Annotated in this window: 12 protein-coding genes and 1 pseudogene; 12 read left to right on the top strand and 1 reads right to left on the bottom strand. The window is 58.0% G+C overall.

Annotated elements, in window-relative coordinates; translation table 11 throughout:
- Nucleotides 1-106 precede the first annotated feature (106 nt).
- The 6 genes from G560_RS0109270 (at nucleotide 107) to G560_RS0109245 (ending at nucleotide 6,757) form a co-directional block, all read left to right on the top strand.
- Nucleotides 107-1,144 (top strand): rod shape-determining protein, encoded by a 1,038-nt coding sequence (locus G560_RS0109270; RefSeq protein WP_022704041.1) that lies wholly within the window; start codon nucleotides 107-109, stop codon nucleotides 1,142-1,144.
- Nucleotides 1,145-1,185: 41 nt separating this feature from the next.
- Complete coding sequence (gene mreC, locus G560_RS0109265) at nucleotides 1,186-2,097, top strand: rod shape-determining protein MreC (protein WP_028913917.1); 912 nt, start codon at nucleotides 1,186-1,188, stop codon at nucleotides 2,095-2,097.
- On the top strand, nucleotides 2,097-2,636 hold the full coding sequence (locus G560_RS0109260; protein ID WP_022704039.1) for a hypothetical protein: 540 nt from the start codon (nucleotides 2,097-2,099) through the stop codon (nucleotides 2,634-2,636). The genes mreC and G560_RS0109260 overlap by 1 nt, the downstream gene beginning before the upstream one ends.
- Nucleotides 2,633-4,573: a penicillin-binding protein 2 gene (gene mrdA / locus G560_RS0109255; protein WP_022704038.1), complete on the top strand. Its 1,941-nt coding sequence runs from the start codon at nucleotides 2,633-2,635 to the stop codon at nucleotides 4,571-4,573. The genes G560_RS0109260 and mrdA overlap by 4 nt, the downstream gene beginning before the upstream one ends.
- Nucleotides 4,570-5,709 (top strand): rod shape-determining protein RodA, encoded by a 1,140-nt coding sequence (gene rodA, locus G560_RS0109250; RefSeq protein WP_022704037.1) that lies wholly within the window; start codon nucleotides 4,570-4,572, stop codon nucleotides 5,707-5,709. Before mrdA ends, rodA begins: the two co-directional genes overlap by 4 nt.
- 115 nt (nucleotides 5,710-5,824) lie before the next feature.
- Complete coding sequence (locus G560_RS0109245; RefSeq protein WP_022704036.1) at nucleotides 5,825-6,757, top strand: 2-hydroxyacid dehydrogenase; 933 nt, start codon at nucleotides 5,825-5,827, stop codon at nucleotides 6,755-6,757.
- A 13-nt stretch (nucleotides 6,758-6,770) separates the two neighbouring features.
- Here the strand turns inward: G560_RS0109245 and G560_RS20625 are convergent.
- Nucleotides 6,771-7,569 (bottom strand): annotated as a pseudogene (locus tag G560_RS20625) (IS5 family transposase).
- Between the two features lie 219 nt (nucleotides 7,570-7,788).
- Between G560_RS20625 and G560_RS0109230 the strand changes: the two are divergent.
- From G560_RS0109230 to rlmF, 6 genes are all read left to right on the top strand, one after another.
- Entirely contained in the window at nucleotides 7,789-9,168 is a 1,380-nt protein-coding gene (locus tag G560_RS0109230; protein ID WP_022704032.1) for a glutamine synthetase family protein, read from the top strand.
- The gene (locus G560_RS0109225) at nucleotides 9,169-9,549 is read left to right on the top strand and encodes a VOC family protein (protein ID WP_022704031.1); all 381 of its coding nucleotides are present in this window, start codon (nucleotides 9,169-9,171) and stop codon (nucleotides 9,547-9,549) included.
- Nucleotides 9,550-9,556: 7 nt separating this feature from the next.
- Entirely contained in the window at nucleotides 9,557-10,945 is a 1,389-nt protein-coding gene (locus tag G560_RS0109220) for an aldehyde dehydrogenase family protein (protein WP_022704030.1), read from the top strand.
- Nucleotides 10,942-12,102 carry an iron-containing alcohol dehydrogenase gene (locus tag G560_RS0109215; protein WP_022704029.1) on the top strand — a complete coding sequence of 387 codons (1,161 nt, stop codon included), beginning with the start codon at nucleotides 10,942-10,944 and terminating at the stop codon, nucleotides 12,100-12,102. Before G560_RS0109220 ends, G560_RS0109215 begins: the two co-directional genes overlap by 4 nt.
- 15 nt (nucleotides 12,103-12,117) lie before the next feature.
- Entirely contained in the window at nucleotides 12,118-13,356 is a 1,239-nt protein-coding gene (locus G560_RS0109210) for an NAD(P)/FAD-dependent oxidoreductase (protein ID WP_022704028.1), read from the top strand.
- Between the two features lie 303 nt (nucleotides 13,357-13,659).
- Entirely contained in the window at nucleotides 13,660-14,592 is a 933-nt protein-coding gene (gene rlmF, locus G560_RS0109205; protein ID WP_022704027.1) for a 23S rRNA (adenine(1618)-N(6))-methyltransferase RlmF, read from the top strand.
- Nucleotides 14,593-14,602: the final 10 nt, after the last annotated feature.

Raw genomic sequence — 14,602 nt, 5'->3', positions numbered from 1 at the left:
AGCCATGGCCCTTTCCCTTATTTGCGCCTCTCCCTATAAGACAGTGCCTGCCTCATACACCTGAGTCGCGGGTGCTTTGCGTGTTACCTATAAGGATTGCTTCAGCATGTGGTTTTTTTCGAGCCTTTTCTCGTCCGATATGGCGATTGACCTCGGCACAGCGAACACGCTTGTCTACATCCGGGGCAAAGGCATTGTGCTGAATGAACCGTCCGTTGTGGCCTATCACACCAAGGACGGCAAAAAGGTTGTGCTGGCTGTTGGTGAAGATGCCAAACTGATGCTGGGACGTACCCCGGGCAGCATTGAAGCGATCCGCCCAATGCGCGACGGGGTGATCGCCGACTTTGAAGCCGCCGAAGAAATGATCAAGCATTTCATCCGCAAGGTGCACAAGCGCACGACTTTTTCCAAACCCAAGATCATCGTTTGCGTGCCGCATGGCGCAACCCCGGTGGAAAAACGCGCGATCCGTCAGTCGGTTCTGTCGGCAGGTGCGCGCCGTGCAGGCCTGATTGCCGAACCGATTGCCGCCGCCATTGGTGCAGGCATGCCGATCACCGATCCTACCGGTAACATGGTGGTTGATATTGGCGGCGGTACGACCGAGGTGGCGGTTCTGTCGCTGGGCGATATCGTCTATGCGCGGTCCGTTCGCGTGGGTGGTGACCGGATGGATGAGGCGATCATCAACTATCTGCGCCGCCACCAGAACCTGCTGATCGGCGAATCCACCGCCGAACGCATCAAAACCAGCATTGGTACGGCGCGTATGCCCGACGATGGGCGCGGGTCGTCGATGACCATCCGTGGCCGCGACTTGCTGAACGGCGTGCCCAAGGAAACCGAGATCAACCAAGCCCAAGTGGCCGAGGCGCTGGCCGAACCTGTGCAGCAAATCTGCGACGCGGTGATGCAGGCGCTAGAGGCGACACCGCCCGATCTGGCGGCCGACATTGTTGACCGTGGCGTGATGCTGACGGGTGGCGGTGCGTTGCTGGGCGATCTGGACCTTGCGCTGCGCGAGCAGACGGGTCTTTCAATCTCGGTCGCTAACGAATCCTTGAACTGCGTGGCCCTTGGCACGGGCAAGGCGTTGGAGTACGAAAAACAACTTCGGCACGTTATCGACTACGATAGCTGATTTCGGCCAAGATACGGCCTGCCCTTTGACGCGAGGCTTTGGTGGCAAAGAACCGCATATCACCGGATGAATACACCCGCCCTCTGCGCCGGATTTTGGTTGGGGTGTTGGTGTTTGCGCTATTGGCGCTGTTTTTCGTTTGGCGCATCGACAGCCCGCGCGTGGAACGGTTCCGGACTGCTTTGGTCGACCGGATGGTGCCCAGCTTTGAATGGGCCCTGGTGCCCGTGACAAAGACCGTCGATATGTTCGAAAGTTTTCAATCCTATGCAAATCTTTATGACCAAAATCAGGAGTTGCGGCGCGAGTTGCAGCAGATGAAGGCGTGGAAAGAAGCGGCCTTGCAGCTGGAACAGAAAAACGCGCGGTTGATGGATTTGAACCAAGTGCGGCTGGACCCAAAGCTGACCCATGTAACGGGCGTTGTGCTGGCCGATAGCGGCAGCCCGTTTCGACAGTCGGTTTTGCTGAATGTCGGCGCGCGCGACGGGTTGCGCGATGGCTGGGCCACGATGGACGGGATCGGCCTTGTGGGCAGGATTTCGGGCGTGGGCGACCGCACCTCGCGCGTGATTTTGCTGACCGACAGTAACAGCCGCATTCCGGTTGTCGCACAACCTTCGGGCCAGCGCGGGCTTTTGTCGGGTGACAATACTGCCCGCCCGCCACTGGAATTTATCGAAAAGCCCGACCTTGTGCGCCCGGGCGATCAGGTTGTCACGTCGGGCGATGGCGGGGTGTTTCCGGCGAGTTTGTTGGTGGGCACCGTGGTGCAAGGCAATGACCGCCGTCTGCGTGTGGCGCTTTCAGCCGACTATGAACGGCTGGAATTTTTGCGCGTTTTGCGCAGCCACGCGTTGGAACCGATCACGGATGCAGGCAGCCTGATCGCAGTCCCTGTCACCGAAGCACCAACGGTACAAACCGAAGCGCCCGCTGTGGTGGGGCAATAATGATCACCGATTCGCGCAACAATGTGTGGCTCTATCGCCTTGGCTTTGTGGCCATTGCGCTGGCCCTGTTGTTTTTCAAAATGCTTCCGCTGGGCAGCGTTGCAGGCGATTGGCCCGGCCCCGACCTATTGCTGTGCCTTATGCTGGCATGGGTCACACAACGCCCTGATCATCTGCCAACAGGTTTGATCGCCGTGGTGGTTCTGGCCGAGGATATGATGCTGATGCGTCCCCCAGGGTTGTGGACCGCCCTTGTGGTGCTGGCAACCGAATTTCTGCGCGCGCGTTCGGCGCTGACGCGGGAATTGGGCTTTGCCGCCGAATGGTTGCTGATTGCCGGGGTGATGGTCGCCATGCTTTTGTCTTACCGCCTTGCCTTTACCATCGCCTTTATGACGCAGCCGGGGTTCGGCTTTGCATTTGCGCAGACGGTCGGGTCAATTGTGATGTATCCTGTGATTGTCTGGTTGCTGCGCGTAATCTTGCACTTGCGCAAACCCGCAGCCGGTGAAGTCGATGCAATGGGGAGACGGCTATGAGACGGTCCGCCCGTGACACAGATGAAAGCGCGCGCAAGATCACCCGTCGGGGGTTGTTCTTGGGCGGGTCGATGGCGGCTGTGGTCGCCGTTTTGGGCGCACGTATGCGCCATATGCAGGTCGATCAGGCGGACGAGTTTCGTCTGCTTGCCGAAGATAACCGAATTTCGATCCGCCTTATCCCACCTGCGCGCGGTGTGATCTATGACCGCAATGGCAAGTTGATCGCTGGCAACGAACAGAACTACCGCGTGGTGATAAGCCGCGATGATGCGGGCAATGTCGAAGACGTATTGAACCGTCTGTCCGGCATCCTGCCGATTTCACCCGAAGATTTTGACCGCGCGCTGAAAGAAGCCCGCCGCCGCAGCCCCTTGCCAATAATCGTGTCAGACCGTTTGAACTGGGATGACGTGTCCAAGGTCGCCATCAACGCTCCCGCCCTACCCGGCGTTTCGCCCGAGGTGGGCCTTAGTCGGACCTATCCTCGTGACATCGATTTCGCGCATGTGGTGGGTTATGTCGGCCCCGTCAGTGAAAGGGATTTGGCAAATTTGGAAGAACCCGACCCTTTGCTGCAAACCCCCAAGTTTCAGATCGGCAAAATCGGGGTGGAAACGTGGATGGAGGACGACCTGCGCGGCAAAGCAGGCAATCGCCGCGTCGAGGTTAACGCCGTTGGCCGTGTGATGCGCGAATTGGGCCGCCAAGAGGGCATTGCAGGCGCCGATTTGCGACTGACTATTGACGCCGATGTACAAAACTATGTGCAGGCGCGTTTGGGCACGGAATCAGCGGCGGCTGTCGTTATGGACGTGAATAACGGCGATATCCTGTCCATTGTCTCGGCGCCCTCATTCGATCCGAACCTGTTTGTGCGCGGGATTTCGCACAAGGATTACAACGCCCTGACAGAAAACGACCACACGCCGCTTGCCAACAAATCCGTGGCGGGGGCCTATCCGCCCGGATCAACCTTTAAGATGGTGACAGCCCTTGCCGCGCTAGAGGCGGGGGTGATCACAACGGCCTTCTCGGTAAATTGCCCCGGCCATTACGAAGTCGGCGGGCGCAAGTTCCACTGCTGGAGCCGTGGCGGACATGGCCGCGTGGCGCTTGACCGCGCATTGGCGGAAAGCTGTGATGTCTATTTTTACGACATCGCGATGAAGGTGGGCATCGACAAAATTGCCGAGATGGGCCGCAAACTGGGGCTGGGCGTGCGCCACGATATTCCGATGTCTGCGATCACCGATGGCTTGATGCCCGACAAAAACTGGAAGCAGGAGCGCTATAAGAAAGACTGGGTGATTGGTGATACGGTCAACGCCTCAATCGGCCAAGGTTATGTGCTGGCATCCCCCTTGCAGCTTGCCGTGATGACGGCACGACTGGCGACGGGCAAGGCGGTATCGCCGCGCTTGATTCACAGCATTGGCGGCGTTCTTGTTCCCGAAGATCCAGGCCCAGAAATGGGGTTGGACCCCCAGCTTTTCGCAGCCGTACGCCAAGGCATGTACGCGGTCAGCAACAGCCAGCGCGGCACTGGGTATTCCGCGCGCATTGATGACAAGGCGCTACGCATGGCGGGCAAATCGGGCACCAGTCAGGTTCGCAATATCAGCGCGGCCGAACGTGCGCGCGGGGTGATCAGCAACGCAGATCTGCCGTGGAACCGACGCGATCACGCCCTGTTCGTGGGCTTTGCGCCGTTTGATGCGCCTCGTTATGCTGCGGCTGTAGTGGTTGAACATGGCGGCGGCGGGTCATCTGTTGCGGGGCCAATTGTGCGCGATATTCTGCTGCGTGCAATGAGCGATGGCATCCCGCCCGCCTCCGCCTATCCGGCGGCCCAGCGCAACCGGATCGACACGATGCACCGCAACCTGATCTTGCGCGATGCAGATGGCAAAAACCCCGAAAGCACCCGCGCATGAGCTTTCTCGAATACCGCCTGAAAACCGTTCCCACCGGTGCGTCCAAGATTTTGCATGTAAATTGGGCGTTGGTCATTTTGCTGACCGCCGTCGCATCGGTCGGATTTTTAATGCTTTATTCCGTTGCGGGCGGCCGGATGGAGGTTTGGGCAGAACCACAAATCAAACGCTTTGTGGTGGGCGTTGCGGTCATGCTCTTCGTTGGCTTTGTGCCGATATGGTTTTGGCGCAACATGGCGGGGCTTGCCTATGCCGGGTCACTTTTACTGCTGCTCGGGGTAGAGTTTTTCGGCTCAGTTGGCATGGGTGCGCAGCGCTGGATCGAACTTGGCCCGCTTCGCTTGCAGCCTTCGGAATTGTCTAAGATTACGTTGGTTATGCTGCTGGCTGCCTATTACGACTGGCTGGATATTCGCAAAACCTCGCACCCGCTTTGGGTTCTAATACCCGTTATTCTGATCCTCATTCCAACCGCATTGGTGTTAGTACAGCCTGATCTGGGGACTGCGCTTTTGCTGATGATAGGCGGGGCGGTGGTGATGTTTTGTGCTGGCGTAAGTTGGTATTATTTCGGTGCAGTGGCAGCCATGCTGGGCGGGGCGGTTGCGGCTGTTTTCTCAACGCGCGGAACTGAATGGCAACTGCTGAAAGACTATCAATACCGCCGCATCGACACGTTCCTTGATCCGTCAAGCGACCCACTGGGCGCAGGCTACCATATCTCGCAGGCAAAAATCGCGCTTGGATCGGGTGGTTGGGCCGGCCGAGGGTTTATGCAAGGCACCCAGAGCCGCTTGAACTTCCTGCCGGAAAAACACACCGATTTCATCTTTACCACCTTGGCCGAGGAATTTGGCTTTATTGGTGCGTTTTCCTTGCTCATGCTCTATACGCTGGTCTTGGCTTTTTGCATTATCAGCGCGATCCAAAACAAGGACCGTTTTGCCAGCCTTGTGACGCTTGGTGTCGCAGCCACGTTCTTTTTCTATTTTGCGATCAATATGTTGATGGTCATGGGCTTGGCCCCGGTGGTGGGCGTGCCGCTGCCCTTGGTGTCTTATGGCGGCTCTTCAATGCTGGTGCTGCTTGCCGCCTTCGGGTTGGTCCAAAGCGCGCACATCCACCGTCCGCGCTAGGGGGTAATATCGGGATTTAGGTATTGGAACCAAGATGAAATACAAGACGTTCCTTTTGCTTTCATCTTGGTTCCAATACCTAAATCCTTTGTGGAACACGAAACGAGGTTTGCCAATGATCACCATTTACTTTGCCGCAGGACAGTCGCGCTGGCAGAATTACGAAGCTCCGTTGCGGACCGCCTTGGCAGAAGCCGGGATTATTGCAGACCTGTCCCCCGATTGCAGCGATCCCGCAGCCGTGTTTTACATCATCTTCGCCCCGGGTGGCGAAATTGAGGATTTCACACCCTTCAGCCGTTGCAAAGCCGTGCTGAACCTTTGGGCTGGCGTTGAACGCGTTGTTGCTAACCCGACACTGACCCAGCCCTTGTGCCGGATGGTAGACCCGGCACTAACGGCAGGCATGGTGGAATGGGTTCTGGGCCACACGCTGCGCCACCATTTGGGAATGGATCGCCACATCATAAACCCGTCCCGTCATTGGGAGCCAACCTGCTCCCCCATCGCAGCAGAGCGCCCCGTGACAGTCATGGGTTTGGGCGCGTTGGGACAGGCCTGCGCCACCGCGTTGCAGCAGGTTGGTTTCCCCGTTCGCGGGTGGAGCCGGACGGAAAAGCAAATTCCCGGCCTGACCACCCATCACGGCACGGACGGGTTAAAGGCCGCGCTGACCGATGCTAAAACTGTTGTGCTTTTGTTACCGAAAACACCTGCCACCGAGAACATACTGAACATGGAAACGCTCTCTTTTCTTGCGACGGGCGCGGCCATCCTAAACCCCGGGCGCGGGCATTTGATTGATGATCTGGCGTTGCTCGCAGCGCTTGATAGCGGCGCAATCGGGCACGCAACACTCGATGTTTTCCGCACAGAGCCCCTGCCCCAAGAGCATCCGTTCTGGTCCCATCCCCGTGTCACCGTCACCCCCCATATTGCCGCCGAAACGCGGCCAAACAGTGCCTCTCGCGTTGTCGTTGATAACATTCGCCGCGGTGAGGCGGGCCAGCCCTTCCTACATTTGGTAGACCGCGACCGCGGCTACTAGGGCCTGCGGACAATCATCTTGCCGCAATCAAAGTTGCTGCAAGGTTCCAAGTGGCTGTGTAGCTGCAGTCGGTTTTGTCGTAGCGTGTTGCTATACCTGTGAATTCCTTGATCTTCGCGAAGTAGTTTTCAACCAGATGCCGCCACTTATAAGCTTCGGCGTCATAGTCGCGCTGATGTGTGCGGCTCGTTTTTGGCGGGATCACGGCACTTGCGCCGCGCTCATCAAGGTCTTCCAAGAGCCAGTTCGCATCGAACGCTTTATCCGCCATGAGTGCGCCGAAGGAGACACCTCGGATCAGCGGCGCGACGCCGTTCATGTCGTGCGCCTGACCCGGCAGCAACAAAAAGCGGACCAGGTTGCCAAGTGCGTCGACCAAGGCAACGATTTTGGTCGTCAGGCCGCCGCGCGAACGTCCGATGGCCTGAGCTTGAGTCCCCCTTTTGCGCCGGTTGCCTTCTGGTGGACCTGAACGATGGTGCCGTCCATTGCCCGGCAGGCGATTGCGCAGCAATCTGCCGAGAGGGGATAAGTGCATACTCAAGGTCGGGGTCACCGCTCATGGCGTTGAAAAAACTCTCGAATACGCGGGCTTTGGCCCACCGGCGGAAACGCCGGAACTGGCTGTTCCAGTTGCCGAAAGCGGGCGGCAAGTCGCGCCATGGCGAACCCGTCCGAACCCGCCAGAAAACTGCTTCCAGGAACAGGCGATTATCCTTTGCCGTAGTCCCCGCGTCGCTGGCTTTTCCCGGCAAATGCGGCTCAAGCCGCTGCCATACACGATCCGTCACCATAAAGCGCTGCTCGTTCATTCAAACCTCCATTTGGGAAGTTTGAATCAGAAATCAAACCCGATGGGAATCCTGATTGCCCACGGTCCCTAGCAAATACACCCTTAATCCTTAAATTGGGGGCTAGCCTTGCTGAATGCCCCGCGTTAGCTTTTTTCCAATTGGTCAGGGATTGCGAAATGGCCTTGCGTGCCCCCTGCAGCCAAGTTGAACTGCAACGCGACAGCGAGAGTGTGAAACATGCCAGGAAATCTGACCTTAGACGCCTTGAAAGATGCCGCCGCCAAGGGCGAGATTGATACCGTTTTGGTCGCCGCCGTTGATATGCAGGGCCGCTTGGTCGGCAAGCGGTTCCATGTGCAGAATTTTCTCGACAGTGCATGGGCCGAGACCCACTGCTGCAACTATCTTATCGCGACGGATATGGAAATGAATACCGTCCAAGGCTATAAGTCTACCTCATGGCAAGCGGGCTATGGCGACTATGTCATGAAGGCCGATCTGGCAACATTGCGCCGCGTCCCTTGGTTGGACGCCTCCGCATTGGTGCTATGCGACTTGCTTGATCACCACACCCACAAACCCGTCCCCCATTCGCCCCGTGCCGTTTTGCAGGCGCAAGTTGCGCGCGCCAAGGCCATGGGCTTTGATGCGATGATGGCCACTGAGTTGGAGTTTTATCTGTTCGAAAACTCCTACGACAGTTTGCGCGATTGCCACCAGCGCACGGGCCAGATCCGTGACTTGCAGGCCATTTCCCCGCATAACGAAGATTACCAATTGTTCCAGACCACCAAGGAAGAAGAGGTCATGCGCGCCTTGCGCAACGGGCTTTATGGCGCGGGCATCCCCGTGGAATGTTCCAAAGGTGAGGCCGACGCAGGCCAAGAAGAAATCAACATCCGTTATTCCGACGCTTTGGACACGGCCGATAACCATGTGATCACCAAACAAGCCACCAAGGAAATCGCTTGGGCCAAAGGGCGGTCTGTCACCTTCATGGCCAAATACGACCATCGCCATGCTGGGTCCTCCAGCCATGTGCATCAATCCTTTTGGACCGATGGCAAGCCCGCCTTTGCCGATGCGTCCGACCCGCATGGCATGTCGGATACGATGAAACATTTCCTTGCAGGCCAGTTAGAACATATCGGTGATATCACCGCCTTTCTTGCGCCGAACGTGAACAGCTACAAACGCTTTACCGTCGGCATGTTCGCACCCACCAAAGCCGTGTGGAGCCGTGATAACCGCACCGCCGGTTTCCGCGTGTGTGGCGAAGGCACCAAAGGCGTGCGCGTCGAATGCCGCATCGGGGGGGCCGATTTGAACCCCTATATGGCGATGGCGGCACTACTGGCCGCGGGCCTTGACGGCATCACGCGCAAGCTGCCGCTGGAACCGGAACTGACCGGCGATATGTATGCCGCCGAAAACGCCCGCACCTTGCCCAGTACGCTGGACGATGCTGCGGCACGGATGCACGGCTCTACCATGTTGCGCGCGGCCTTTGGCGATGATGTGATCGACCACTATCACCATGCCGCCAAGTGGGAAGTGGCGGAACACAACCGCGTCGTCACCGATTTCGAACTTGCCCGCCTGATGGAACGCGCCTGAATGATCACCGCGATTGACCATTTGGTTCTGACGGTCCGCTCGCCTCAGGCATCGGTGGAATTCTTTGCCCGCGCCTTGGGCTTGGAACCCATAACCTTTGGCGCGGGTCGTTTGGCACTGCGGGTGGGCGATCAGAAAATCAACCTGCAAACCCTTGGCCAAGAGGTTCGCAACCGCGCCTGCATCGGCTCGGGCGATCTGTGCCTTTTGACGGACCGCCCTCTGTCTGATGTAATAGACCGCCTTACCGCAGCAGGGATTGCCATTGTCGAAGGTCCCGTGCAGAAATCAGGCGCGCGCGGGGCGATTACATCTGTCTATTTCAACGACCCCGACGGAAACCTGATCGAAATCAGCCGCTATGGCACGCCGACCCCATGAGGATCCTATGACCAAACCTATTGCCCTGATTTCCCCCGTTGATGGCAGCACCTACGCCACGCGCACGCCCTTGACACTGCCTGAGGCCGTGGCCGCCGCCGCCCGTGCCCGCGCCGCCCAAAAAGCGTGGGCCGCACGCCCGCTGAGCGAACGCATTGCATTGGTCAAGGCAGGCGTGGCCGAGTTGGACAAAATCAAAGAGATGCTGGTCGAAGAACTGGCATGGCAAATGGGCCGCCCCACCCGCTATGGCGGCGAGTTTGGCGGCGTGCATGACCGCACAAATTATATGGCCAGTATTGCGGCAACCGCCCTTGCCCCGCAAGTCGTCGAGGACAGCGCAGGCTTTTCACGCCAGCTAAAGCGTGACGCCGTGGGCGTTGTGTTCATCATCGCCCCTTGGAATTACCCATACCTGACCACGATCAATACTTTGGCCCCTGCTCTGATCGCGGGCAATACGGTTGTGTTGAAACATGCCAGCCAAACCTTGCTGGTGGGCGAACGCTTGGCGCAGGCCTTTCATGCGGCGGGTATTCCGTCCGATGTGTTCCAAAACGTCGTGTTGGACCATGCCACCACCGAACACCTGATCCAAAACCGCGCCTTCAATTTCGTCAACTTCACAGGCTCGGTTGGCGGTGGCATCGCGATGGAAAAGGCGGCGGCGGGCACCTTCACCGGCATGGGGCTGGAATTGGGCGGCAAGGATCCCGGTTATGTCCGCGCGGATGCCGACCTGGACGCAGCCGTGGACAGCTTGATGGACGGCGCGATGTTCAATGCGGGCCAATGTTGCTGCGGGATTGAACGGATCTATGTGCATGAAAGCCTCTATGACGCTTTTGTCGAAAAATCAGTGGCTTGGGTAAAAAACCTCATCCTTGGCAACCCGTTTGATGCGTCATCCACCATCGGCCCAATGGCCAACAAACGCTTTGCCGTAGTGGTCCGCGCCCAAGTGGCCGAGGCTGTTGCCGCAGGTGCCAAGCCCTTGATCGACCCGGCGCTTTTCCCCGCCGATGATGGCGGTGCCTATCTTGCCCCGCAAATTCTGGTCAACGTCGATCACACCATGCGGGTGATGACCGAAGAAAGCTTTGGCCCCATTGTTGGAATTATGAAAGTTTCGGGTGACGCCGAAGCAATTGGCCTTATGAATGACAGCCCCTATGGCCTGACATGTTCGATTTGGACAAAAGATGTTGACGCTGCCGAAACCATCGGCGCCCAGATTGAGACAGGCACCGTATTTATGAACCGCTGCGACTACCTCGACCCCGCGCTGTGCTGGACGGGGTGCAAAGACACGGGCCGTGGTGGTTCGCTTTCCTACCTTGGGTTCCATTCGGTTACCCGCCCCAAATCCTACCATCTGAAAAAGGTAACGAAATGACCCACTCTGTCCCCAATCGTAACTGGTCCTACCCCACCGCCATCAAATTCGGCGTGGGCCGCGTTTCCGAACTGGCCCAGCATTGCAAGGCCGTCGGCATCACCAAGCCCTTGCTGGTCACCGACCGCGCGCTTGCCAGTCTGCCGATTGCCGCCCAAGCTCTTGATATTATTGATGCAGGTGGTTTTGGCCGCGCTATGTTCTCTGATGTCGATGCCAACCCGAATGAGGCGAATTTGGCCGCCGGAATTGCAGCTTTCAAAGCAGGCGGGCATGATGGCATCATCGGTTTTGGTGGCGGCTCGGCGCTTGACTTAGGCAAAATGATCGCGCTTATGGCCGATCAAAAACCGGGGCTGGAAGTCTGGGAGATGGAGGATGTTGGCGATTGGTGGACCCGCGCCGATGCCAGCAAAATCCATCCCACAATCGCCGTGCCCACAACGGCTGGTACAGGCTCTGAAGTGGGGGCCGCCAGTGTTCTGACCAACTCGGCCACCCACAAGAAAAAGATCATCTGGCACCCTGGCCTGATGGCCAAGGTGGTGATCTGCGACCCAGCCCTGACCATGGGCATGCCGAAATTCATAACCGCAGGCACAGGTATGGACGCGCTCGCCCATTGCCTAGAGGCGTATTGCAGCCCGCATTATCACCCGATGGGCCAAGGCATCGCGCTGGAAGGGATGCGGTTGGTGTTTGAAAATCTGCCACTGGTATACGCTGATCCCAACAATTTGGACGCCCGCGCCCATATGATGTCTGCAGCCGCGATGGGGGCCGTTGCGTTCCAAAAAGGGCTTGGCGCGATCCATAGCCTGTCGCACCCCGTTGGCGCGGTTTACAACACCCATCACGGCACGACCAACGCTGTGGTGATGCCGATGGTGCTCGATTTCAACCGCCACGTGATTGAAGAAAAGATCGAGGCTGCCGCCCGCTATCTTGCCATTCGCGGCGGGTTTGATGGTTTCCGCGCTGCTGTGATGGACCTGCGCGAAATGTTGGGCATTCCCGAAACTTTGGCCGCGATGGGGGTTGAGGCGGCACGTCTGGACGAGCTGACCGAAATGGCTCTCGAAGACCCGTCTTGTGGGGGCAATACGGTTGAAATGACCCGCGAAAACACCCGTGCCTTGTTTCAAGCCTGCATGTAAGCGGGCGGCAGGGGCATGGTTCAGACAGCTGAAATCGCGGTGATTGGCGCGGGGGTGATTGGTTTGTCCATCGCCCACTGCTTGGCCACTGAGGGGCGCGAGGTGGTGGTCATTGACCCAGCCCCGCCTGGCTCGGGGGCCAGCTATGGCAATGCAGGTACGATCGCGGACTATGCCATCCAACCCGTAGGCTCGCCCGATGTTTTGCGGTCCCTGCCCTCGCTGCTGTTTGATCGCAACTCCCCCCTCTCGATACGTCAGGCCGCGTTGCCAAGTTTGGCCCCGTGGTTGGTTCGGTTTGCGAGGCAATCCTTACCCGGCGCGGCGCGGCGAAATGCGGTCGCAATCGCGGGATTGATGGCAGGCGCACTGCCGGGGTGGGAGGAACTGGCCGCCAAGATCGGCGGCGAAGGGCTGATGCAGCGCAAGGGCTGTCTTTATCTTTATGAGACCCGCGCGGGAGCCGAGGCGGCACGAAACGATCTTGCCTTTCGGCGTGATCTTGGCGTGTCGGTTGAGATGCTCGATGAGGCCGAAACCGCCGCGATGGAGCCGGGCTTGCCTGTGCTGCAGGGGGGGGCTGCCTATTTCCCCAAGGCGGTGTTTATGTCTGATCCGGGGCAGATGATGGGCTTGCTGGCCAAGGCCGCCTTTGCGGGCGGGGTGGGGCATATTGTGGCCAAGGTTGACCGTTTGGAACGGCAGGTCAGCGGAGTCAGTTTGACTGGGACAGGGCTGAATTTGACCGCGCGGCGGGTGATAATTGCGGCAGGTGCGCATTCCAAAGATCTGGCGCGGCAGGCGGGTGATAGGGTGCCGCTGGATACGGAACGGGGCTATCATGTCGAATGGGATATGGAGGCGCCGAGGCTGACGCGGCCATGCTGCCCGACCTCTCGGGGGTTCTATTTCTGCCCGATGCAGGGGCGATTGAGGGTGGCGGGGACGGTGGAATTGGGGGGGCTGACGGCCCCGCCCGCGCGCCACCGAATTGAGAAACTGATTGAGGGCGCGCGGGCGTTTTTTCCTGACTTGGGCCAGCCTGATCGGGACTGGATGGGGTTCCGGCCCTCGATGCCCGATAGCTTGCCTGTGATCGGGCCGAGCCGAGGGGGGGCGGAGATTATTCATGCCTATGGGCACGGCCATGTCGGGCTGACTTTGGCCCCCGTAACGGCCGGAATGGTGGCCGATTTGGTGGCGGGGCGGGCCCCGCAGGCGGCGATTGAGGCCTGTTTGCCAACGCGGTTTTAGGGGTGTGTACGCGGGAATGACCGCGCGCGGACATTTTTTTAATCTGTTGATTTAGAATGGTTTTTGGTTTTTCGTTAACTGAATTTTAATGCGTACGCGGGGGGTGACGGGTTTAAGAAAGGTGCGCAACAGATGCACAGCCTACGCCTTTTTTGGAAATTTTCGCAGGACCGACTTTCAGCAAAAGACCTTGAGTGCCATTCTCGTCTAACCCCCTATCAATTTTACTATTCATGCAGGGGAAGGTAAGATCAGCCAACACTTCGGCACGCCCCCGTCGCCCCCTTGAATGAAGGCTTCCTCATGGCCACCAAAACCGAGTTACACCCCCGCAACCAACACAAAGCAGGGTATGATTTTCCGCGTTTGGTGGCGGATTTACCCGAGCTTGACGCCTTTACGACCCGCAATCCTGTCGGGCAGACGACGATTGATTTTCAAGATCCATTGGCGGTTCGTATGCTGAACAGGGCGCTGCTGAAGACGTATTACAATGTCGATTTCTGGGATATCCCTGCCAATTACCTCTGCCCACCGATCCCAGGTCGTGCCGATTACATCCACTATCTGGCGGACTTGCTGGCCAGCAACAACGTCCAAGACATCCCGCGCGGGCGCAGTATCAAAGCCTTGGATATTGGCACTGGTGCAAGCCTTGTGTACCCGCTTATTGGCCAAAGCGAATATGGCTGGCACTTTACCGGCGTCGATGTGGACCCCGCCGCGATCAAATCGGCACAGCAGATTTGCAAATTCAACAGCTTGAAGATCAGCCTGAGACGGCAAAACAACGCTGAAAATACGTTCAAAGGCGTGATCGATTCCCGCGATTTTTTTCATGTGACGCTGTGCAACCCGCCCTTTCATGCGTCCATCGAACAGGCAAACAAAGGCACCACGCGCAAATGGGTTAACCTTGGCAAAGGGCCGTCAACAAACCTTAATTTTGGCGGTCAAAACGCCGAGCTTTGGTGTCCGGGAGGCGAGATTAAGTTTATCGCTGGTATGGTTGAACAAAGCATAGAATTCGCCGAACAATGCCTGTGGTTCACCTCATTGGTGTCGAAAAAAGATAACCTGCGGCCGCTTAGTAAAATTTTAGGCAAAGCTGGGGTTACGGAGTTTAAAGTGGTCGAAATGGCGCAGGGGCAAAAAACCAGCCGATTTATTGCCTGGACTTATGTCAAAGAAAACCGGCGGAGTTTGTTTCTGAATGGGGCGCATACGGGACGCTGATGTCGCCCGC

It is taken from the genome of Pseudorhodobacter ferrugineus DSM 5888, from assembly GCF_000420745.1.
In the GTDB taxonomy this organism is placed as follows: domain Bacteria; phylum Pseudomonadota; class Alphaproteobacteria; order Rhodobacterales; family Rhodobacteraceae; genus Pseudorhodobacter; species Pseudorhodobacter ferrugineus.
The sequence above is the reverse complement of the archived record's forward strand: the minus strand, read 5'-3'. Positions and strand labels throughout refer to the sequence as shown.